Source organism: Sphingomonas sp. GW821-FHT12D09, assembly GCF_058807215.1.
Window position 1 is genome coordinate 708,947 of record NZ_JBXAQL010000001.1, and the last position, 23,452, is coordinate 732,398.

The following is a 23,452-nucleotide window of genomic DNA, read 5'->3' on the forward strand; positions in this document are numbered from 1 at the left end:
ACTCACGCGGCCGGCTCCAAGTCCGGCCGCTCTTTGACCTTGTTGGAAAGATAGGATCCTGCACCCGCAAGGATGTTGCAAAACACCCAAACTTCTCACCGCATTTGTCCCTGCACTGCGCGATGTTCGTGAAGTTTGGACCGCTTCTCGCGTGTACTTCGGGCCCTTTGCCGAGTCGTCGCAACACGCAACGTAGGAACTATCGCCCCGCCGCCGTCCGCGCCCAGGATAGCGCCCGGTCGGCGACTTCCTCCCAGCCGTCCTCGTTGCACAGCCAGTGCGAGCGGCCCGGGAATTCGTGGAACATCGTGTCCACCGGCGAGCGCAGGTGCCGGCGGTAGTTGATACGCACCATCGGCGCGGGCACGGTGCGGTCCTTCTCGCCGGCGATCAGCAGCAGCGGCGGGCGATCGGGATTGTCCCAGCGCAGCTTGCTGCCGATGCCGAGCAGCGCCTGGAAGAAGATCCGCCCCGGTGTGAGCACCACGAACTTTTCCCAGGCATAGGGCTTCTCGGCTTCGGGCAGGGTCTGAGCAAAGCCGGTGGAGAAACCCTTGAGGCTCATGCGCAGTGCGCGGTTCCAGCTGTTCCATGCCGTGAACACGGGCAGCGAGGTCCACACCGCCAGCGGATGCGCCGGCACGCCGAACGGGGGCGCCGGGTCGATCGCCACGGCCGCGGCGCCCAGCCCGCGATCGGCGAGCAGCTGGACGATCAGCCCGCCGAAGCTGTGCCCCATCAGGATCGGCGGATGCGGCAGCGCTTCGATCAGCGCGGCATAATGATCGACGATCTGGCCGAGCCCGAGCTTGCCCAGCGCCGCATCGGGCGCCCGGCGGAGTTCGTCCACCGGGCGATCGAGATAGGGCCAGGGCGGCGCCAGCACGGTCATGCCCGCCGCTTCGAAGCGCTGGCGGAAGCGGTCCCACGAGCTTGGCGTCAGCCAGGCACCGTGGATGAGCATGACCGTATCGGCCATTCGGTACTCCAGACTAGAGGGGCCGTGCCGGTCAGCCCTTGATGAAGGCGAGCAGGTCCGGATTGATCACGTCCGCATGCGTGGTCGCCATGCCGTGCGGATAGCCCTTGTAGGTCTTGAGCGTGCCGTTCTTGAGCAGCTTGGCCGAGAGCGGACCGGAATCGGCATAGGGCACGACCTGGTCGTCATCGCCGTGCATCACCAGCGACGGCACGTCGATCTTCTTCAGGTCGTCGGTGAAGTCGGTCTCGCTGAACGCCTTGATGCAGTCGTAATGGGCCTTGATCCCGCCCATCATGCCCTGGCGGTACCAGTTGTCGATGGTCCCCTGGCTGATCACCGCGCCCGGCCGGTTGAAGCCGTAAAAGGGGCCGGTCGGGAAATCGATGTAGAGCTGGGCGCGATTGGCGAGCACGCCGGCGCGGATACCGTCGAACACTTCGATCGGCAGGCCGCCGGGGTTCTTCTCGGTCTTGAGCATCTGCGGCGGCACCGAGGCGATCAGCACCATCTTGGCGACGCGGCCCGGCTTGGCGCGGGCGACATAATGCGCGACCTCGCCACCGCCGGTCGAATGGCCGACATGCGTGACGCCCTTGACGTCGAGATGCTCGACCAGCGCCGCGACGTCGGCGGCATAGGTGTCCATCTCGTTGCCCGTGTCGGTCTGGGTCGAGCGGCCATGCCCACGCCGATCATGCGCGATCACGCGGTAGCCCTTGAGCAGGAAGAACATCATCTGGCTGTCCCAGTCGTCCGACGTGAGCGGCCAGCCATGATGGAACCAGACCACCTGGCCGGTCTTGGGACCCCAATCCTTGTAGAAGAGTTCGGTGCCGTCCGCGACTTTGAGAATACCCACGTTCTTGTCTCCTGCGTTGGGGGAAGGGCTGGCACGGAGCGGGAGAGGCAATGCCGAGACCGCCGCGATCGCGGCGGCTGCCGTCAATAGCTCGCGGCGCGTGGCTTCGAGACGTTCGTCCATCGGTGATTCTCCCGCCAAATCTGCTTCTACCCCTCCCATGACCGGGGATCGCCGGAAATCCCGCGCCGGTAGCCAAAGCCTACTCTTTCGGGGTACTCCAGCCGCCCGCGCTTTCGTGCTAACCTTCCGCTTTCCCGAGTTTCGCATGAGAGGGGACCGTCTTGCGACTTGCCTTGCTCATCGCTGCCATCCTCCTCTCCTGCTGCGCTGGGGCCGCCACCGCGGACGCGCCGGGCCAGGGCATCTCGCGCTATCTCCACGCCACCTGGACGAGCAAGGACGGCATGCCCGCCATGGTCCAGGCGCTGGCGCAGGGACCGGACGGCTATATCTGGGTGGGTACCGGCAACGGGCTCTACCGGTTCGACGGGGTGACCTTCGAATATGTCTCGCCGGCCGCCGACCATCCGAAGGGATCGATACCGGTCAGCGCGCTGCTGGTCACCCGCTCCGGCGAGGTCTGGGCGGCCTATGCCGGCGGCGGCGGCGTGGAGGTCTATCGCGGCGGGCAGATGGTCCGCACCGGGATGCCCGACGCTCCGGGCGAGATCACCGAGCTTCGGCAAGATTCGGACGGCGCGATCTGGGCCGTCGGCGGTCGCACCCACAAGGCGCTGAAGCGCTATCGGAACGGTCGCTGGGAAGCGATCGACGAGCGCTACGGCGTTCCCAACCGCGATTTCATCTCAAGCCTGGCCGTTGCGCGCGACGGATCGGTGTGGGTCGCCTCCGAAAGGGAGCTCTTCATCCTGCGCCGCGGCGCGCAGCGCTTCGAGCCGGCAGGCCTCAAGCTCGGCTTCGGCGCTAATCTCGCGCGCGATCCCGAGGGGAATATGTGGCTGGCGGATTCGAACGGCACCCGGATGCTGCCCGATTATCCCGCCGGCGCGCGCCAGGCGCGTAATCCCGTGGTCTTCCCCTTCGCCGGCCCGGTGCGCCGCACGGCAATCCTGTTCGACCGGGAGGGCAATCTATGGGGATCGAGCTTCACCAGCGGCATCTTCCAGATCGACCACGCCGCGGAACAGGCCAGCGCCCAGGGCGCCGTTTCCCAGTATCGCACCGAGCAGGGCCTGACCTCCAACCAGGCGGTGTCGCTGCTTGAGGACCGCGAGGGCAATATCTGGATCGGCACCGAGCTAGGGCTCGACCAGTTCCGCCCCGCCAACCTGTTCCGCATCGAGCCGCCGGCAGCGGGCGCGGCCGAAGGCTATCTGGTGGCGGCAGACGATGCCGGTACGGTCTGGCTGGCGAGCGGCCCGTCGCTCTATCGCGCGTCACCGGGCCAGGAACCCAGCCTGGTCTCGAACGGCTATCAGGAAATCCAGGCGCTGTGCCGGGGCGGCAAGGGCTCGGTGTGGCTGAGCACGCCCGACAGGATGATCCGGCTGCGCGGCGGGCAGGCAGTGGAGACGCTTGCCCTGCCCGGTGCCGGCGCGACCTTTGGCTGTGCCGAGGACCGGCTTGGCCGGCTCTGGGTGGCGCGCTTCCAGCACGGCGTGCTCGTGCGCCGCGGCAATGGCTGGCACGAGGCACCCCTGCCCCTGCCCGGCCGGCCGCAGGACATCGTGATCGACCGTGACGGCAATCCGGTGATCATCCTCGATCGCAAGTCGATCGTCCGTGTGATCGGCAGCAGCGCGCGCGGCTGGACCAACGACCAGATCGGCGTGTCCGGCCTCACCGGCGTCTTTGGCGGGCACAGCGGCATGCTGGTGGCGGGTGGCAACGGGTTGGCGCGCCTGCGGAATGGCCACTTCGAACGCCTGGTCATCGCCGACCATCCCTGGCTGCGCGGCGTCCGCGGCATGGTGCAGACTGCTGCGGGCGAGACCTGGATGGTCAACAATACCGGGCTGATCAAGCTGCGCACCGCCGATCTCGACCGCGCCTTCGACCATCCGCGCGATCGGATCCCGCACGACCTGTTCGACGAGCAGGACGGCCTTTCCAGCCGCACCCAGCGCAACGACGGGCTGCAGATCGACGCCGGCGGCGACGGACGGCTCTGGTTCCTTACCCGGCAGAGCGTGATGCGGATCCACCCCGCCCGCCTGTTCCGCAACGCCGTCGTCCCGCCGGTGGCGATCCGCTCGCTGACCGTCGACGGCCAGCGCCATGTCGATCCGACCCGGATCACCCTGCCCAGCGGCAAGACAAATTTGTCGATCGATTATACCGGGCTCAGCTTCTCGGTGCCGAGCCGGGTGCGCTTCCGTTATATGCTGGAGGGAGTCGACAAGGGCTGGGTCGATCCCGGCACGCGCCGCCAGGCATTCTACACCAACCTCGATCCCGGCACGTATCGCTTCCGGGTGATGGCATCGAACAATGACGGGGTGTGGAACCCAAATCCGGCCACGCTGGAATTCGCCATCCCGCCTACCTTCCTGCAAAGCCCCTGGTTCGCCCTGCTCTGCGCCGTGGTGCTGGCGGCATTCTTCCTGCTGCTCTACCAGGTGAAGGTGCGGACCATGGCCGGGCATATGCGGGCACGCATGCGCGAGCGGCTCGCCGAGCGAGAGCGGATCGCGCGGGAGCTGCACGACACCCTGCTCCAGGGCGTGCAGGCGCTGGTGCTGCGCTTCCAGATCGTCGCCGACGACATCTCCCCGGAAGATCCGACGCGACGAACGCTGGAGGAAGCGCTCGATCGCGCCGACTCGGTGCTCGCCGAGGGGCGCGACCGCGTGCGCGACCTGCGGATGATCGGCGGCTCGGACGATATCGAGCACATGATCCTCGAGATCGCGCGCAAGCAGGTCTTCTCGCCCACCACGCAGATCGCCGTGGTCACCGAAGGCGAGCCGCGCCCGCTCGATCCGCTGGTGTGGGACGAAGTCGCGCGGATCGCCAACGAAGCGCTGTTCAACATCTGGCGCCACGCCCAGGCGCGGCAGGTCGCGATCCGGATCGGCTTCCAGCCCGATGGCTTTTCGGTGCGATTCCGCGATGATGGCGTGGGAATACCCGAACAGGTCTTGCGCGAGGGCAGGCGAGAGGGGCATTTCGGCCTGCCCGGAATGCAGGAGCGTGCCCGCAAGATCCAGTCGCGGCTGGTGGTGCAGCGCGCCCCCGGGGGCGGCACCGAAGTGAACCTGATCGTCCCCGCGACGATCGCCTATTCCACCACGCGGCGCAGCAAGTGGCGCGGCCTGGTGACTGGAGGCAGAATTGGCTGAAGCAGCAGTGGCAACCCGCACCGTGCGCGTGATGGTGGTCGACGATCACCCGATGCTGCGCGAAGGCATCGTCGCCGTGGTCGAGCGCCAGGCGGACATGGAGATCGTCGGCGAGGCGCAGGGCGGCGCCGAAGCGGTGGAGCTGTATCGCACGCTCCAGCCCGATGTGACGCTGATGGACATCCAGATGCCCGGCATGGACGGGGTGGAGACGATCGAGGCGATCCGCCGCGACTTCCCCGCCGCGCAATTCGTGGTGCTCACCACCTATCCGGGCGACACCCATGCGCTGCGGGCCTTGCGCGCGGGTGCGACTGGCTATCTGCTCAAGAGCTGCATCCGCAAGGACCTGCTCGACACGATCCGCGCCGTGCATGCCGGCCGCCGCGCGATCGCCGCCGATGTCGCCCAGGAAATAGCGCTCCATGCGTTCGACGACCGGCTGAGCGAGCGCGAGACCGATATCCTGCGGCTGGTGGCGGAGGGGCATCCCAACAAGCAGATCGCCTGGCGGTTGACGCTCTCCACCGACACGGTGAAGGCGCATCTGAAGAACATCTTCGCCAAGCTCGACGTCGCCGATCGCACCCACGCCGTGATCGTCGCGGCGCGGCGGGGGTTCATCGAGATCTAGCCCCCCTACATCACGCGCAGCGCCGACTCGTCAAAGTTCACGAAAGGCCACGCCGGAGCCGCCCAAACTTCTCGATCTTCGTGCAATACAGGCATGAAGCGCGCGATAAGTTCGACGCGGTCCGCAAGATCTGTGCGCGTGCGGGACCCTATCTTTCCAACAAGTCAAAGAGCGGCCGGAACATAGCCCCGACCGCGCGAGCCCAGCAGACGAAATCCTACATTGCAAGCCAGGCCGCCGACCCGGCGAACGCCAGGCCTAGTGTTCCCGGAACGAGGACCAGAAGCTTCCGAGCAGCGGCTCCAGCGCATAGTCGAGCGCAGTGCGCTTGCGCAGCGGGATTAGCACCTGGACCGGCATGCCGGCACGCAGCGCGAAGTCCTTGCCGCGCACGCCCCGGATGATCTGCAGCTGCTCATAGGGCACGACGATCTCGCCGGTGAAATAGCTCTGTCCCGATTTCTCGTCGTTGAAGCTGTCGGCGGAGAGCCGGGTCACCTTGCCTTCGAGATTGGGCAAAGTCCGCTCGTGCAGTCCGGAGAATTTCACCAGCGCGCGCTGGCCGACATGGAGGTCGTCGGCATCGTCGGGCGCCACGCGGGCCTGGATCACCAGCGGCGCGCGCTCGGGCACCACGTCCATCAGCTTCTGCCCAGGCGCGATCACCCCGCCCGGCGTGAACACCGACAGGCCCACCACTGCGCCTGTCGCCGGCGCACGGATCGCGGTGCGCTCGAGCTGGTCGCGCGCGGCAGTCCATTTGGGGAGGATCTCGCCCAGGCTGGTCTCCACCTCGCGCAGGTCGGACGCAGTGCGCTCGCGGAAGGTCCGCTCGGCCTCCAGCACCTGGAGCTCGCTCTCGCGCGCGGCGCCGCGCGTCTGGGCGACACTCGCGGTATATTGGCCGCCCTCTCCCTGCAGCTGGGCGCGGGCACGCTCCAAATCGCGCATCCGGGTCTGCGAGACGAAGCCCTTGTCGGCGAGCGGCTTCAGCGCGGCGATCTGATCGTTGATGATGCGCAGCTGTTCGCTGGTGGCGACGGCCTGCTGGCCGTAGCCGCGGCCCTGCTCGCCCGACTGGGCGACGCGCTGGCCGAGCGCTCCGCGTTGCGCCGAGAGCACGGCGGCGCGCGCCGAAAGCTCGGTCTGCTGCAGGCGAAGCGCCAGTTCCGCCTCGGCGCGATCCTCGGGTTGCAGCGCAGCGAATTGCGGCGGCGCGACGATGGTCGTGCGGCCGAGCTGTTCGGCCTCCAGCCGTGCACGCTGGGCGAGCAGCCGGATCGCCTGCGAGGCAAGCGCCCGCTCCTGTGCACTCACTTCGGCGGCGGCGAGCTGGACGAGCAGCTGCCCGCGCTCGACGCGCTGCCCTTCGCGGACATAGATCCTGCCGACCACCCCGCCGTCACGGTGCTGGACCGACTGGCGCTGCCCCGAGACGACGAGCGTGCCCGGCGCATAGGCGGCGGCATCGAGCCGCATGAAGGCAGCCCAGCCGAGGAACAGCACGAAGAACAGCGCGGCGATGATCAGCCCCGCGCGGATATCGCCACGCGGATCGGCACCCGCCGGCGCGGCTGCCATGCGCGTTTCGCCTGCAACGGGAAGCAGCGTCATGCTCATGCCTTGCCCCCCGCCGTGGCCGGCACGCGGCGCACCGTCTGCGGCGCGATCTTGGGCAGGATCTCGTCGCGGGTGCCGAACATGTCGATCCGACCCTCGCGCAGCACCAGGATCTTGTCGATCACCGGCAGGATGCCGAGCTTGTGCGAGACGATCAGCACGGTGCGCCCCTCGGCCTTGAGCGCGGCGATCGCCGCGACCAGCGCCTGGTCGCCTTCCTGGTCGAGATGGGCATTGGGCTCGTCGAGGATCAGGATCGCCGGATCGCCATAGACGGCGCGGGCAAGCCCGATGCGCTGCGCCTGCCCTGCCGACAAGCCGCGCCCGCCGAGCTTGAGCGGGTGGTCATAGCCGTTCGGCAGCCGGCGGATCAACGCATCGGCGCCGACCTTGCCCGACGCGGCGATCACCGCGGCATCGATCGTCGCGCGATCTTCCCCACGTTCGCCGGCGAAGCGGGCGATGTTCTCGGCGACGGTGCCGGCGAACAGCACCGCATCCTGCGGCAGATAGCCGAGATGACGGGCCAGCGTTTCCGGGTTCCAGTCGCGCGCATCGGCGCCGTCGAAGCGGATCGTGCCGCGATCGGCAAGCATCGCACCCGCGATCGCTCGGACGAGCGTCGACTTGCCCGCACCGCTGGGGCCGACGATCGCCACCACTTCGCCCGGCTCGACCTTGAACGACACGGCATTGAGGATCGCGCCGTCCCGCGTGTCGTTGAGCACCGTGACGCCTTCGAGCGTAATCATTCCGCGCGGCGCCGGCAGCCGCGTCGGCTCGCCAGCTCCGACCACGCCGTCGAGCAACGCGCCCAGGCTATGATAGCTTTGCTGCGCCTGGACGATCGTCTTCCAGGTGCCGATCAGCTGCTCGATCGGCGCGAGCGCGCGCGCGATCAGGAAGGACGAGGCGAAGATCGCGCCGGCGGAGATCAGATTGTCGACCGCGAGCAGCGCACCCAGCCCCAGCGCGAGCGACTGGAGCGCGAGCCGGACGAACTTGGTCGCGGTGAGATAGCCGCCCGCGGCGAAGCTCGCTTCGGTCTGCGCAGTCAGCATCGCCTCGCGCTGGCGCAGCTGGCGGCGCACCATCGCCTCGCGCATGCCGAGCGCGCGGATACTGTCGCTCGCGGCGAGCACCGCATCCTGGCTGGCATAGGAAGCGGAAGCGATCGCCTGGGCGCGGTCGAGCCGCTTGCGCGTCGCGCGTTCATTGCCCCAGGCGAGCAGCGGCAGGACGGTGCAGCCAAGGATCGCGATCAGGCCGATGAATGGGTGCACGAGGAAGCAGACCAGGATGTAGATCGGGATCCAGGGCGCATCGAACAGCGCCAGGATACCGGCGCCGGTGAGCGCGCCGCGCAACGTGTCGAACTCGCGCAGCGCCTGGCGGGCGAAGGGCAGCTCGGGCCGGCCGAGCGTGGCGTCGAGGATCAGCGGGGCCAGCGCCGCATCGAGCTGCACGCCCGCACGCACCAGCAGCCGGCTGCGGATCCGGTCGAGCAGCGAGAGGGTGCCGAGCGCGAACAGCAGCACCAAGGTGAGGAACAGCAAAGTCTGCAAGCCCTGGGTGGGCACGACGCGGTCATAGACCTGCAGCATGTACAGGGTCGGCACGATGTAGAGCAGGTTGACCAGCGCGCTGAAGCCCGCGGCCGCCACGAAATGGCGACGGCACAGCGCGAGCGCCGCGCGCATCGTCCCGAGCGAGCCGGCGTCCTTCATGCGGCCAGCCCCGAACCGACAGCCGCGCGACCCCAGGGATCGCGCGGCATCGAGGAGGGTGCAGGTTCGAAGCGGTTCAAATCGTCACAGTCCGTGGCCCAGGTCCAGCAGCCTGCCGTGGGAGAACAGATCGTCGAGGAAATCGCCGATCGTGTCGAGCACCCCGCCGACACCCGGCTGATGGTCCGAATAATAGTCCGGCGAACCGTACTTGACCAGCTTGGCATCCGCCACGCCGAGCAGGGTCACGGTGCCGCCGGCGCTAAGCGTCAGGACGAGGTCCTTGATGCCGTCGCGGTTGACGTCGGAGATCTTGGCGCTGCGGATCGACACGCCGTCGTCGAGGATGATCTGGTCCTCCGCGGTGTTGAAATCGGCGATCAGGTCGTTGCCGTCGAGCCGGCCGAAATGGAAGCTGTCCGCTCCCGCGCCGCCATAGAGCGTGTCGTCGCCCAGCCCGCCGAACAGCGTGTCGCGGCCGGCGCCGCCCCACAGCACGTCGTTGCCGAGATCCCCGAACAGCACGTCGTTGCCGTCGCCGCCATCGAGCTTGTCGTTGCCCAGGCCGCCGTTGAGCAGGTCATGCCCGCCCAGTCCGTAGAGCGTGTCATTGCCCCAGCTGCCCGACAGATTGTCCTCGCCGGCAGTGCCGTTCAGCGTGTCGGCAAAGATCGTGCCGGTGCGGGTGATCCCGTCGGCAATGCCCTTCACCGTCACATCGACCGTGGCGGTGCTGGTCAGGCCATTGGCGTCGATCACGGTGTAGGTGAAGTGATCGACCGCGGTGGCGCCGGTGGCCAGCGCATCGAACGCGTCGGCATCGGCGACATATTGCAGCGACTGGTGCGCCGCATCGAACACGACATGGCCAAGCGTGCCGCTGGTGTTCACCGCAGTGATCGTCAGCGGCTGCCCGTCCGGGTCGCGATCATTGGCCAGCAGCGTCGCCCAGAGGTTGGCGGTGGTCGCGTCCTCGTTGACGGCGACGGCATTGCCCTGCGCCACCGGCGCTTCGGCGACGTTGCCGACTGCGACGGTGAAGCCCTGCTGCGTGCCAAGCCCGCCCGCATCGGTGACGCGCGCGGTGATCGCGTAGCTCGCCGCGGTCTCGTAATCGAGCGCCGCAGTGGTGGTGACCACCCCGGTCGCCGCGTTGACCACGAAGAGCCCGCCGGCATTGTCGATCAGCGCATAGGCGAGCGTGCCATGCTCGGGATCGCTCGCCGAAAGCGTGCCGACGACCGTGCCTGCCGGCAGGTTCTCGTTCAAGCTGCCGCCGCTGAGCGCCAGGGTCGTCGGCGACTCGTTCACATCGGTCACTGCGATGGTGAAGCCCTGCTGGCTGGTGAGGCCGCCGGTATCGGTAGCGCGGACGGTGATGGCATAGCTCGCCGCGGCCTCGTGATCGAGCGCCGCCGTGGAGGTGACCACGCCGGTCGCCGCGTCGATCGCGAACAAGCCGCCCGCATTGTCGACCAGCGAGTAGGTGACGTGATCGTTCGCCGTGTCGCTCGCCGCCGCAGTGCCGACCACGCTGCCGGCCGGCAGGTTCTCGGCGACGCTGGCGTTGCTCAACGTCACTTCGCTCGGCGCCCGGCCGAGATACAGCAGCGCCACCTGCGGATCGTGATCGGTCGGGCGGCTGCCGCCGAACTGCGAGTTCAGGTGGACCGAGTCATAGCCCGCGCCGCCGATCAGGCTGCTGGTGACCAGGATATTGTCGATCTGCTGGGCATTGCCCTCGAACATGTAGCTGTAGCGCTCGCCCGCGGTCAGCAGCGAATTGAGGTTGGTCAGCACCCCGCCCTGCGCCGGATCGGTGAGCTGGGTCTGCGCGGCCTCGAAATAGAAGCCGTTCCAGTCGCCCAGCACCGCGATGTTGAGTGCGGGATCGTCGGCGAGATGCGCCTGGACATAGGCCTGCACGCCCGCCGCCTGGGCGGTGCGCGCGGCGTCGCCGGCATTTTCCGCAGGCTGGTTGTCGCCCTGAAGCGGCTCGCTGCCGAGACGCGAGGTCAGGTGGACGTTGATCGTGGTGATCGTCTCGCCGGCGAAGCTGAACTGCGCGACCAGCGGGTTGCGCGTGCCGTTATAGGCGGGGCCGGTGATCAGCGCCGCGCTGCCCTCGACATAATCGACCCGGTCGATGTTGTAGAGATAGCCGGTGCGGATGTTTCCGCCGGGTTCGCCGCCGGTCGAGCCGGCCACGGTCGGCGCGATCTCGACATAGGCATAATGGAGCCCCGAGGTGGCGTAGATCGCATCGATCAGCCCCTGGGCAGTGACGGTGCCCGACAGGTCGGAGCCGCTGCCGGCGCCGTCGGCGTCCTGGATCTCCTGCACGGCGATGATGTCCGGCGCGCGGAGATTGTAGACGATGTCGCTCGCCAGGATGTCGAACTTGTGGTCCGACGTGTCGAGATTCTCGAGGTTGTAGCTGGCGATCGAGAGATGATTGGCGTCGCCTGCCAGCGTCGTCGTCTCGCGGGTCAGCGTGGTGTCGTTGGTGACGGTGACGGCGTCGGTGACCAGCACTTCATATTGGTCGAACGAATAGTTCACGATGCCGGTGACGCTGCTCAGCTGGTCGCCGATCGTGTAGCCCGGGTGGAAGCCGGAGAAGATCGCGCTGTCGTCGTCGATCTGGATCTTCTCGGGGTTATAGTCTCCGTCCGAGATGGTGATGCCGCCGCGATCGTTCATGCCGGTAGCGCCGACGCCGTGCGAGGCGACCACGTCGGTCTCGCCGAACGCCGTGGTGTTCGACACCGCCTGGGGCGTGTCGATCGTCACGCGCATGCCTTCGAGCGACTCCCAGAAGTCGAGCCCGTCGTGCAGCGGATCGAAGCTGGTGAGGTGGTCGTCGTCAAGCGTGTGGTTTGGCGGGAGGAGACCACCCACCCCGATCAGCACTGCAGCCGGCAGCGCATTGCCAATGCTCTCCACGCTGATCGCGGAGCTGACGATCTCGGTGACCGTCAGCCCGGCATCGTCTCCGGCATATTCGGAGACGGTGCCGCGCACCGACAGGCCGTCGCCGACATGGACGGTCGGCGCGGTGTTGGTGAAGACGAAGATGCCATCCGACGTCGCCGAATTGCCGTCGCCCACCGCCGACTGAAGGTAGAAGCCGTTGCTGTCGACCGCAGTGACGATGCCGGTGGTGATCACCGTCTGGTTCACATAGGCGGAGAGATGCCCCTCGCCCTGGATGGCGCCGATGCTGAGCGCGATCGGATCGTCATTGGTGATCGTGCCGGTGGCGCGGGCATCGTCGATCACGACGTTTGCAGAGGCGGGCGCGATCGTGACCGAGAGCGTCTCATTGCCCTCGCCCAGCGTGTCGCCGTTCACCGGAATGGTGATCGTCCGCGTGAACTCGCCCGCCGCGAAGGTGACCGTGCCCGACAGCGCGGCGCCGGTGCCGAGATCGTCGGCCGTCGCAGTGCCGTCGAGATTGACGGTGTAGTTGACGCTGGCGGCCGATGCCTGGCCGCCCGAGCGATGGACGGTGAACACCAGGTTGCTCGTGCCGCTGTCGCCCTCGACCACCCGGGCATCGTCGACGCGCAAATGGCTGTCGCCGGTCGCCGGCAGGAAGCCCTGGCCGGCATTGACGCTGCCGAAGCTCTGCGCATTGCCCTCCATCCAGTGGAAGTCCGCCGCGCTCGATCCGGTGCCGACGAGCTGGAGCGACAGGCCGATGGCCGGGGCCGGCTCTTCGGACACGCCGATATCGGTGCTGGTCACGCCTGCCGCCGGGGTGCCGGCCGCGGCGGTGAAGGTGCCCTCATAGGAAAGCAGCTGGATCACCGTGCCATCGGGCGCGATCAGCGCGACGCCGTCGATCAGGCCGTTCTGCAGCCCGTTGACCGGATAGGCGAACGAGACGGCGCCGAAGCCATTGCCTTCGTCGTTGATCACGCCGGTCAGGTTGGTGGTGGTGTAGGTCGGCGCGGCATCGGGCGTGTTGGTGCCGTTGTAGAGCACCAGCTTGTAGCCGCTCAGATCGGTGCCCGCGACGCCGGCGATCTCGATCGCCTCGCCGACATCGGTGCCGGCATTGTCGTAGTGGATCTCGTTGATGAAGACGTTCGCCGGGGGCGCCGGCGGTGCGATATCGTCATTGCTGATCGTACCGACCGCGCTGGCATCGCTCAGCGTCACGCCGCCGGTGGGGTTGCTGAGCGTGACGGTGAAGCTCTCATTCTGCTCGAACGCCGTGTCACCCTGCACGGCGATGCGCACCTCGGCGGTGGTCGCACCATTGGCGAAGATCACCGTGCCGCTGGTCGGCACGCCCGGGCCAAAATCCGCGGCGTCGGTGGTGCCGTTGCTCAGCGTCCAGGTCGCCGAGACCGCGCCGGCACTGCCGCCCGCACGCGTGACGGTGAAGACGATGTCGTGCGTGCCGCTATTGCCCTCCGCGGTGGTGGCATCGGCGATGCTCAGCGCGCCGGCCGAAGGCGGCACGGTTCCGGCGAAGCTCTGGCCGTTGTTCACGCCACCCGGCGTCTGGCCCGAGATCAGCGCCCAGTGGAAATCCCCGGCAGTCGTGCCCGCGCCGACCAGGCCGATCGAGGTGTTGGCCTGGGTGCCGTCCTCATAGATGCCGGTGCCGACATTGACGCTGGTCATGCCTGCGGCCGGGCCGCTGGCTGCGGTGAAGGTGCCTTCCCAGCTGATGAACTGCACGACATTGCCCGCGGCATCGACCAGCGCGACGCCGTCCGGCTCGCCATTGGCGCCGCTGCCGCCATTCTGGATGCCGTTGGCGGCATAGGCGACGCGGATCGTGCCGAAGCCGTTCTGCTGGTCGCCGACGATGCCGCTCAGATTGGTGGTGGTGTAGGCGGAGCGCTGGGTGGGGCTGCCATTGTAGAGGACGATCTTCCAGCCGGTCAGATCGGTACCCGCGGGCGCCGCGATCTCGACGAACTCGCCGCTATCGGTGCCGTCATTGTCGTAATGGACTTCGTTGATGAAGACATTGGTCGGCATCGATATTCCCCTCGATAGCGAAGCGCGTGCCGGTAGTCGGTCTGCCGCGACGACCGGCCCTGCTAACTAGCGAGTATGACAGCGTAATTGCGCCTGTCACCCATCCCGGCCGGTCCGGATTGGCGGCGTCGGCGAACGCCTGCACGGCGCATTTTTCGCAGTAAAGCGCGCCTCTTGGCCCGTTTCGCAGCAATTGCGGCGCGACCGACACCTGCATTTCCACAGGAATCTTTTCGCATTTGCGGCGAAATGCCCGGCGCAGGCGACAGTCTGTGAGGTGGTAGAATTGTACGACAATGCATCAAATACGGTGCAACAACTATTGCCCCACGCGCGCCTGTCCCATAGGATCGCTTCCGACAGATGGCCGTGCCTGCGCGCGCGAGACACATCCGCGAGAGGACCGCGATTGCGCAAAGCCATTCCCTCGAGCCCGAGCTGCCGGCGTCCGCGCCGACCGGGCACGCACCGATCCAAGCTGGCCAACTCCAGACTGGAGCGTGCGTAAAAATCAAAACGAGGAGAGGGTTATAATGAAAAGACAAGGCATCTTCGCGCTCGCGCTGCTTGCGGCGATCGCAGCGGCGGGCGCCACGGCATGGCAAGCCGAAGGCCAGGCGGACAGCGCCGGTTCGGTCGTCACCCCGCTGAGCGAGCAGGCCGAGACCAGATTCACCAGCCCGCGTTCCGCCGAGCCCGCCACGTCCGCGACCACTTCATCGCTCGCAACCAAGGTGGACGCGATCCGGCACGACATCGCCGCGACCACGGTCGACTCCACCGCCGCGCAGAAGAACAATTCGCAGACCGGGGTGCCCAACAAGAACCTCACCCTGGTTCCCACCAGCCCCTCGGCCCGGGTCGGCCGGCTTGCCCTGTTCATCATGGGCACCAACAGCACGGAGACCAAGGAACAGGAGATCGTCTATGCCGGCGCCAAGCGCGGCTACCATGCGATCGCCTTGGCCTATCCCAATTACGATGCGGTGGCGGTGCTCTGCGCGGGCGTGGCCGACACCGCCTGCACAGCGAAGGTGCGCCAGGAGATGCTGACCGGCGTGGACCTGAGCACCAAGGTCACCGTCGCGACCAAGGATGCGCTGGAGACGCGGCTGCAGAAGCTGCTCACCTATCTGAACGCCACCTATCCTTCCGAAGGCTGGGGCAGCTTCCTGTCGGGCACCGCGATCAACTGGTCGATGATCAGCGCGATCGGGCATTCGCAGGGCGCCGGCCATGTCGCCTATCTCGCCAAGCTCCATTCGCTCTACCGCGCGACGATGATCTCGGGCGTCGCCGACAAGACCTCCGCCGGCGCCGTTGCGCCCTGGCTCTCGAACACCAACGTCACCCCGGCAGCCAACCAATATGGCTTCTCGCACACCGCCGATGCAACGGTGGCGATCGCCACCGCCGAGAACAGCTGGAACGCCATCGGCCTGGCGAGCTTCGGCGCGCTCATCGCGACCGACGGCGTCGCCGCGCCCTATGGCAGCTCGCACAAGCTGAAGACGTCGCTCGCTTCGATTGGGGGCACCAACATCCATCTGTCGATGGCCGATGACGACAAGATGCCGTGCAACACCGACGGCACGCCCAAATACGAGCCGGTCTGGGATTACATGGCCTTCCCGTAAAGCCAGTGGGGAGCCGGTTCGCGTTCCGCGCGCCGCCTCCCCTCACTCAGTCGGCCTCGCGCCCGGCTTCCGCCAGCGTGGCTTCCAGCTGGCCGGGCGTGAACGGCTTGATCAGCACCGGCACGGTCTCATCCCCCGGCTGGAGGTTGGGCTCGGCATAGCCGGTGATGATCACCGCGGGCAACGCCGGGCGTATCGCGCGAAGCTGACGAACCAAATCGGTGCCGGAGAGGCGCGGCATCGCATAGTCGCTCAGCACCAGGTCGAACGCGTCGGGCCGCGTGCGGACCATCTCGAGCGCCGCGGCCCCCTCGCAGGCCTCGCATACGCTGTGGCCCAGATCCTCCAGCATCGCGGCGGTAGTCGCGCGGACCCCCTCATGATCATCGACGAGCAGGATCTTGAGCCGGCGCGCCGGCCCGCTCGACACAGCCTCGACCGCGCCGGCGTCGGGCGCCGCGACATCGAGCGCCGCGGGCAGCCATATCTCCACGCGCGTGCCGGTACCCACGTCGCTTGTCAGCCGGATCGCGCCGCCCGATTGCTTGGCGAAGCCATAGACCATGCTGAGGCCCAGGCCGGTCCCCTTGCCCACTGCCTTGGTGGTGAAGAACGGCTCCATCACCTGGTCGATCTGGTCGGCCGCGATGCCGCAGCCGGTGTCCGACACGGCGAGCACGACATATTGCCCGGGTGCGAGCGGAATGCCGGCGACATCCTCGCGCGCGCGCACTTCGCGATTGGCGGCTTCGATCGTGACCGTGCCGCCCTCGGGCATCGCGTCGCGGGCGTTGATGACCAGGTTCATGATCGCGAGCTCGAGCTGCGCCCCGTCGGCGAAGACGTGGTGCAGCGGATCCTCGCGCTGCCAGACGATCTCCACCAGCCCGCCCAGCGTATGCGCGAGCAAGCTGCCGACCGCATTGGCGAGATCGGCCACGTCGATCGCCGCCGGCTGCAGCTTCTGTCGTCGCGAAAAGGCGAGCAGGTGGCGCACCAGCTCGCTGCCCTGCTCGGCGGCGTGGCGCGTCATCTCGACCAGCCTTTTCTGGTCCGGTTCCAGCTGGATGCGCCGCTCGATCATGCCGATGCCGCCCAGCACGGCGGCGAGCAGGTTGTTGAAATCATGCGCGATGCCGCCGGTCAGCTGGCCAATCGCGTCCATCTTGCGGATATGGTTGAGCTGGCTCTCCAGCTCGCGCCGATCCGAGATGTCGAGCAAGGTACCGGCATATTCGAGCGGTGCGCCGCTGCTGTCGCGCACCAGCACCGCCTGGTCGAGGAAATGGCGATAGTCGCCGTCCGCGCAGCGCCAGCGATATTCCACCGAATGCGCCCCGCCCTCCGCGCGCGTCGCCAGTGCCGCCAGCACGCGTTCGCTATCCTCCGGATGCAGCCGATCGCTCCACAGGCCAGGCGTGCGCCGTACTTCGTCGAGCGTGTAGCCGGTCAGTGCCTCGAAATTGCCGCTGGCATATTTGGGAACGCGCACATCGGTACCGACGTCCTCGAGATAGAGGATGATCGGCAGCGATGCGATGATCGCGCCCTGGCGCTGCTCGGCCAGGCGCAGTTGCTGCTCGGCATGCAGCCGCTCGGCATTGGCGCGCAGATTCTCGTCGAGCAGGCGCTTCTGCTCCTCCGCATTGCGCTGCATTTCCTTGCGCATCGCATAGAGGTCGACGAACACCGCGACCTTGGAGCGCAGTACGGTCGGCTCGACCGGCTTGAACACATAGTCGACGGCGCCCATCGCATAGCCGCGCAGCAGATGCTCCATCTCCTTGTTGACCGCGGAGAGGAAGACGATCGGCACGCGCCGCGTCTGCTCGCGCTCGCGGATCAGCTGCGCAGTCTCATAGCCGTCGAGCCCGGGCATGTAGACGTCGAGCAGGATCACCGCGAATTCCTGGCGCAGCAGCTGGCGCAGCGCCTCCTCGCCCGACTTGGCGACGACGATCTCCGCCACATCTTCCAGCACGCTGGCAATGGCGATGAGGTTGCGCTCGTCGTCATCGACCACGAGCACGCGCACCGGATCGACCGGCAGCGGCTCCAAGGTGGTCGTGTTCTCCAGCGGTTCCATGATGATCATCGGTGAGATCGGAACGACCCGTCGCGTCATGTCAGCCATTCTCCACGACGATCAGGTCGGCGGACTGCCTGGCTTCGCGCGAGCGCGCGATCCAGACGCGCAGCAGCGCCAGCAACAGGTCGATGTCGACCGGCTTGGCGATATAGTCCGACGCGCCCGCATCCAGGCATTTCTGCCGGTCGCCCTTCATCGCCTTGGCCGTCACCGAGATCAGCGGCAGGCTGGCGAGTTGCGGCCGCTGGCGGATCTGGCGCATCGTCTCATACCCGTCCATCTCGGGCATCATGATGTCGATAAGCGCGATGTCGATGCCCGGCGTCTCCTCCAGGATCGTGATGCCTTCCATGCCGCGCTCGGCATGGAGCACCTCGACGCCGTAACTCTCCAGCACGCTGGTCAGCGAATAGATGTTGCGGATGTCGTCATCGACGATGAGGATCTTGGAGCCGGCCAGTTCGGGCACCGTGCGCAACGCAAGTTCCGCATCGGGCAGCAGCTCGATCACGGTCTTGCGTCCCTCGATCGTATCGGCGAGCTGCTTGAACACCGCCGCCAGCGCTTCGGCGCCCGCCGGCTTCTCGGTCACGCCCGCCGCGCCCAGGTCGATCGCGTGGGCGAGCTTGTCGGCGCCCGAGATGACGTGCACCGGCAGGTGCCGCGTCTGCGGATCATGCTTTAGCAGGTCGAGCAGCACGAACCCGTCGATATCGGACAGGCCCAGGTCGAGCGTGATCGCATTGGGCTGGAGCTTGCGCGCCAGCGCCAGCGTCCCCGCGCCCGCCGCCGAGATCACGCCCTTCAGCCCGGCACCCCGCGCGATGTCGAGCAGGATCGAGGCGAAGGTCGGATCGTCCTCGACGATCAGCACGAAGGGCGCCTCCTCCAGCGCGTCGCGGTCGTCGCTGAGCTCGAACGCGGCGGGCAGCGCGGGCGGCGCGATCGCACCGCTATTGTCGTAGCGCGCCTGGGTTGCGCCTTCGCTCGGCAGCGACACCGGCGCGATCGCCTGGGGCGGTACGAACAGCGTGAAGGTCGAGCCGCTGCCGGGCGTCGAGCGCACCTGCAGCTCGCCGCCGAGCAGCCGAGCGATCTCGCGGCTGATCGACAGGCCAAGACCGGTGCCGCCATATTTGCGGCTGGTGGTGCCGTCGGCCTGCTGGAAAGCCTCGAAGATCAGCTTCTGCTTTTCCTTGGGGATGCCGATGCCGGTGTCGGTCACCGCGATCTCGATCGCGCGATCGACGGTGCGCAGCACCGGGTGGTTGGTGCTCCACCCACCCTCGGCGGTGCGCACCGCCAGCGTGACCGAGCCTTGCGAGGTAAACTTGAAGGCGTTGGAGAGCAGGTTGAGCACGATCTGCTGCAGCCTCTTCTCATCGGTGCGGATGGTGGAGGGCAGCAGCGCATCGAACTCGACGTTGAAATCGAGGTTCTTGTCGGCCGCGAGCTGGCGGAAGGTCCGCTCCATGTGCTGGCGCAGGCTGTGCATCGGCATCTCGCCGATCTCGATCGACACCGTGCCGGATTCGATCTTCGACAGGTCGAGGATGTCGTTGATCAGGTTGAGCAGGTCCGAGCCGGCAGAGTTGATCGTGCGGGCGAAATCGACCTGCTTGTCGTTGAGGTTGCCCTGCGGATTGTCGGTCAGCAGCTTCGACAGGATCAGCAGCGAGTTGAGCGGCGTGCGCAGCTCGTGGCTCATGTTCGCCAGGAACTCGGACTTGTACTTGGAGGTGAGCGCCAGCTGTTCGGCCTTTTCCTCCAGCGCGCGGCGCGCCATTTCGATCTCGAGGTTCTTGGCCTCGACCTGCTTCTTCTCGTTCTCGAGCAGCTGGGCCTTCTCCTCCAGCTCCTCATTGGTGTTGTGCAACTCTTCCTGCTTGGTGGTCAGCTCGGTCTGGCGCGCCTGCAGCTCCTGGGTCAGCAGCTGCGACTGCTTGAGCAGGCCCTCGGTACGCATCGTTGCGGCGATCGTGTTGAGCACGATGCCCACCGATTCCATCAGCTGGTCGAGGAAGCTCTGGTGCGTCTCGTTGAACTCGCTGAACGAGGCGAGCTCGATCACCGCCTTCACCTCGTCCTCGAACAGCGCCGGCAGGATGGTCACGTTTGCCGGCCGCGCCTCGCCCAGGCCGGAGCCGATGCGCAGGAAGTCGGCGGGCACGTCCTCGAGCAGGATCGGCCGCTTGTCCGCCGCGGCCTGGCCGACCAGGCCCTCGCGCAACTGGAAGGCCGGCTTCAGCGCCTCGCGCCGCTCCGCGCCATAGCTGGCGGCCAGTTCGAGCACCGTGTCCTCGCCGTCGCGGTTGGTGACGTAGAACACGCCATATTGCGCGTTCACCAGCGGCGCGAGCTCGGACATGATCAGGTTGGACACGGTCGAAAGGTCGCGCTCGCCCTGGAGCATGCGCGAGAAGCGCGCGAGGTTGGTCTTGAGCCAGTCCTGCTCGGCGTTCTTGAGCGTCTGATCCTTCAGGTTGCGGATCATCTCGTTGATGTTGTCCTTGAGCGCCGCCATCTCGCCCGAGGCTTCCACGGCGATCGATCGGGTCAAGTCGCCCTTGGTCACGGCAGTCGCCACATCGGCGATGGAGCGGACCTGATTGGTTAGGTTTGCCGCAAGCTGGTTGACGTTATCGGTGAGATCGCGCCACAGGCCAGCCGCGCCCGGCACGCGTGCCTGGCCGCCCAGCTTGCCTTCGATACCCACTTCGCGCGCCATGTTGGTCACCTGGTCGGCGAAGGTGGCAAGCGTCTCGATCATCAGGTTGATCGTCTCGGCCAGCGCCGCGATCTCGCCCTTGGCGTCGAGGGTCAGCTTGCGCTTCAAATTGCCCTGCGCCACCGCGGTGACGACGTCGGCGATGCCGCGCACCTGGTTGGTCAGGTTGGTCGCCATCAGGTTGACGTTGTCGGTCAGATCCTTCCAGGTGCCGCCCACGCCGGGCACCTGCGCCTGGCCGCCCAGCTTGCCCTCGGTACCCACTTCGCGCGCCACGCGCGTCACTTCCGAAGCGAAGCCGTTGAGCTGATCGACCATCACGTTGATCGTATTCTTCAGCTCGAGGATCTCGCCCTTCACGTCCACCGTGATCTTCTTGGACAAGTCGCCGCGCGCCACGGCGGTGGTCACCTCGGCGATATTGCGCACCTGGCCGGTCAGGTTCGCCGCCATCAGGTTCACATTGTCGGTTAGATCGGCCCAGGTGCCCGCGACCCCGCGCACCTGCGCCTGGCCGCCCAGCTTGCCCTCGGTACCCACTTCGCGGGCCACGCGCGTCACTTCCGACGCGAAGGAATTGAGCTGGTCCACCATGGTGTTGATGGTGTTCTTGAGCTCGAGGATCTCGCCCTTCACGTCCACCGTGATCTTCTTGGACAAGTCGCCCAGCGCCACCGCCGTCGTCACTTCGGCGATGTTGCGCACCTGGCCGGTCAGGTTCGCCGCCATCGCGTTGACGTTGTCGGTGAGGTCCTTCCACGTGCCGCCGACGCCCGGCACCTGCGCCTGGCCGCCCAGCTTGCCCTCGGTGCCGACCTCACGCGCCACGCGCGTAACCTCCGACGCGAAGCCGTTGAGCTGATCGACCATCACGTTGATGGTGTTCTTGAGCTCGAGGATCTCGCCCTTCACGTCGACGGTGATCTTCTTGGACAAGTCACCCAGCGCCACCGCGGTCGTAACCTCGGCGATGTTGCGCACCTGGCCGGTCAGGTTCGTCGCCATCGCGTTGACGTTGTCGGTCAGGTCCTTCCAGGTGCCGGCGACGCCTTCCACCTGTGCCTGGCCGCCGAGCTTGCCCTCGGTACCCACTTCGCGCGCCACGCGCGTCACTTCCGAAGCGAAGCCGTTGAGCTGATCGACCATCGTGTTGATGGTGTCCTTCAGCTCCAAAATCTCGCCCTTCACATCGACGGTGATCTTCTTGGAGAGATCGCCCTTGGCCACCGCGGTCGTCACTTCGGCGATGTTGCGCACCTGGCCGGTCAGGTTCGCCGCCATCAGGTTCACATTGTCGGTAAGATCGGCCCAGGTGCCGCCCACGCCAGGCACCTGCGCCTGGCCGCCCAGCTTGCCCTCGGTACCCACCTCGCGCGCCACGCGCGTCACTTCCGATGCGAAGCCGTTGAGCTGGTCCACCATCGTGTTGATGGTGTTCTTGAGCTCGAGGATCTCGCCCTTCACGTCCACCGTGATCTTCTTGGACAGGTCGCCCTTTGCCACGGCGGTCGTCACATCTGCGATGTTGCGGACCTGGCCGGTCAGATTGCCGGCCATCAGGTTGACGTTGTCGGTCAGATCCTTCCAGGTGCCGGCCACGCCCTCCACCTGCGCCTGGCCGCCCAGCTTGCCTTCCGAGCCCACTTCGCGCGCCACGCGCGTCACTTCGGATGCGAAGCCGTTGAGCTGATCGACCATCGTGTTGATGGTATCCTTCAGCGCCAGGATCTCGCCCTTCACGTCGACGGTGATCTTCTTGGAAAGGTCGCCCTTGGCCACCGCCGTCGTCACTTCGGCGATGTTGCGGACCTGCCCGGTCAGGTTCGCCGCCATCAGGTTGACGTTGTCGGTAAGGTCCTTCCACGTGCCGCCGACGCCCGGCACCTGCGCCTGGCCGCCCAGCTTGCCCTCGGTGCCGACCTCACGCGCCACGCGCGTAACCTCCGACGCGAAGCCGTTGAGCTGGTCCACCATCGTGTTGATGGTGTTCTTGAGCTCGAGGATCTCGCCCTTCACCTCCACCGTGATCTTCTTGGACAAGTCGCCCGATGCCACCGCGGTCGTCACTTCGGCGATGTTGCGCACCTGGCCGGTCAGGTTCGTCGCCATCGCGTTGACGTTGTCGGTCAGGTCCTTCCAGGTGCCGGCGACGCCCTTCACCCGCGCCTGGCCGCCCAGCTTGCCCTCTGTGCCGACCTCGCGCGCCACGCGCGTCACTTCCGCCGCGAACGAGGCGAGCTGCTCGACCATGGTGTTCACCACCTTGCCCATGCGCAGGAACTCGCCGCGCAGCGGACGCCCGTCGATCTCGACGGTCATGGATTGCGAAAGGTCGCCCTTGGCCACCGCACCGATCACGCGCGCGACCTCGGCGGTCGGCTGAACCATGTCCTCGATCAGCTCGTTGAGCGCGCGCAGCTTCGCTTCCCAGCCGCCCGTGGCGCCACGGACATGGCCGCGCTGGGTGATCTTGCCTTCCTTGCCGACGACCCGCGAGAGCCGCTCGAACTCGTTGGTCATCTGTTCCTCGAGGGTGACGACCTCGTTGAACAGCATGGCGATCTCGCCATCGGCGCCGGGAAGATCCTCCGGCAGCCGAACCGAGAAGTCCCCGCGCCTTAGGCTACGAAGCGCAGATACGAGTCGGCGGCGATCCAGCATCTCCGAGGATTTTTCGTGCACCCAAGGCTCCAGGCATCTCCCACCCCGCTTGCAATTGGAACGACCCCCCGGCCGCTAGCCGCTGACATAGCAGAGCAATTCGCTTCGTCGCACGAAAAATCGCAACACGCCGTGCCGCCCTTGGCCAGGGGTTGCCTAATCCAGATCAATGGCTAGGAACGCGTTGCCGGTGGGGGCCGACGACCAGG

General features: G+C 66.9%; 10 protein-coding genes. 3 read left to right on the top strand and 7 right to left on the bottom strand.

The window, feature by feature from the left end:
* Window positions 1-199: 199 nt before the first annotated feature.
* Complete coding sequence (locus AC1RPL_RS03355) at window positions 200-979, bottom strand: alpha/beta hydrolase (protein WP_493067838.1); 780 nt, start codon at window positions 977-979, stop codon at window positions 200-202.
* A 31-nt stretch (window positions 980-1,010) separates the two neighbouring features.
* Complete coding sequence (locus tag AC1RPL_RS03360) at window positions 1,011-1,841, bottom strand: alpha/beta fold hydrolase (RefSeq protein ID WP_493067839.1); 831 nt, start codon at window positions 1,839-1,841, stop codon at window positions 1,011-1,013.
* A 296-nt stretch (window positions 1,842-2,137) separates the two neighbouring features.
* Between AC1RPL_RS03360 and AC1RPL_RS03365 the strand changes: the two genes are divergently transcribed.
* Both AC1RPL_RS03365 and AC1RPL_RS03370 read left to right on the top strand, forming a co-directional pair.
* A complete protein-coding gene (locus AC1RPL_RS03365; protein ID WP_493067840.1) occupies window positions 2,138-5,146 on the top strand; it encodes a sensor histidine kinase in 3,009 nt (1,002 codons plus the stop codon).
* Window positions 5,139-5,780 carry a response regulator gene (locus AC1RPL_RS03370; RefSeq protein WP_493067841.1) on the top strand — a complete coding sequence of 214 codons (642 nt, stop codon included), beginning with the start codon at window positions 5,139-5,141 and terminating at the stop codon, window positions 5,778-5,780. The genes AC1RPL_RS03365 and AC1RPL_RS03370 overlap by 8 nt, the downstream gene beginning before the upstream one ends.
* Window positions 5,781-6,038: 258 nt before the next feature.
* On the opposite strand, the gene AC1RPL_RS03375 is transcribed toward AC1RPL_RS03370, so the two are convergent.
* The 3 genes from AC1RPL_RS03375 to AC1RPL_RS03385 all read right to left on the bottom strand — a co-directional run bounded on the left by AC1RPL_RS03375 (window position 6,039) and on the right by AC1RPL_RS03385 (window position 14,128).
* On the bottom strand, window positions 6,039-7,394 hold the full coding sequence (locus AC1RPL_RS03375; RefSeq protein ID WP_493067842.1) for an HlyD family type I secretion periplasmic adaptor subunit: 1,356 nt from the start codon (window positions 7,392-7,394) through the stop codon (window positions 6,039-6,041).
* 2 nt (window positions 7,395-7,396) lie between these two features.
* Window positions 7,397-9,127 carry a type I secretion system permease/ATPase gene (locus tag AC1RPL_RS03380; protein ID WP_493067843.1) on the bottom strand — a complete coding sequence of 577 codons (1,731 nt, stop codon included), beginning with the start codon at window positions 9,125-9,127 and terminating at the stop codon, window positions 7,397-7,399.
* A gap of 84 nt (window positions 9,128-9,211) precedes the next feature.
* Window positions 9,212-14,128 carry a DUF8508 domain-containing protein gene (locus tag AC1RPL_RS03385; RefSeq protein WP_493067844.1) on the bottom strand — a complete coding sequence of 1,639 codons (4,917 nt, stop codon included), beginning with the start codon at window positions 14,126-14,128 and terminating at the stop codon, window positions 9,212-9,214.
* A gap of 533 nt (window positions 14,129-14,661) precedes the next feature.
* Here AC1RPL_RS03385 and AC1RPL_RS03390 point away from each other — a divergent pair.
* Window positions 14,662-15,765, top strand: a complete 1,104-nt coding sequence (locus AC1RPL_RS03390; protein ID WP_493067845.1) for a BPSS1187 family protein — start codon at window positions 14,662-14,664, stop codon at window positions 15,763-15,765.
* Between the two features lie 46 nt (window positions 15,766-15,811).
* Here AC1RPL_RS03390 and AC1RPL_RS03395 read toward each other — a convergent pair whose 3' ends face one another.
* Window positions 15,812-17,860, bottom strand: coding sequence for a response regulator (locus tag AC1RPL_RS03395; protein WP_493067846.1), 2,049 nt, complete (start codon window positions 17,858-17,860; stop codon window positions 15,812-15,814).
* Window positions 17,861-17,891: 31 nt separating this feature from the next.
* Complete coding sequence (locus tag AC1RPL_RS03400) at window positions 17,892-23,138, bottom strand: HAMP domain-containing protein (RefSeq protein WP_493067847.1); 5,247 nt, start codon at window positions 23,136-23,138, stop codon at window positions 17,892-17,894.
* Window positions 23,139-23,452 lie beyond the last annotated feature (314 nt).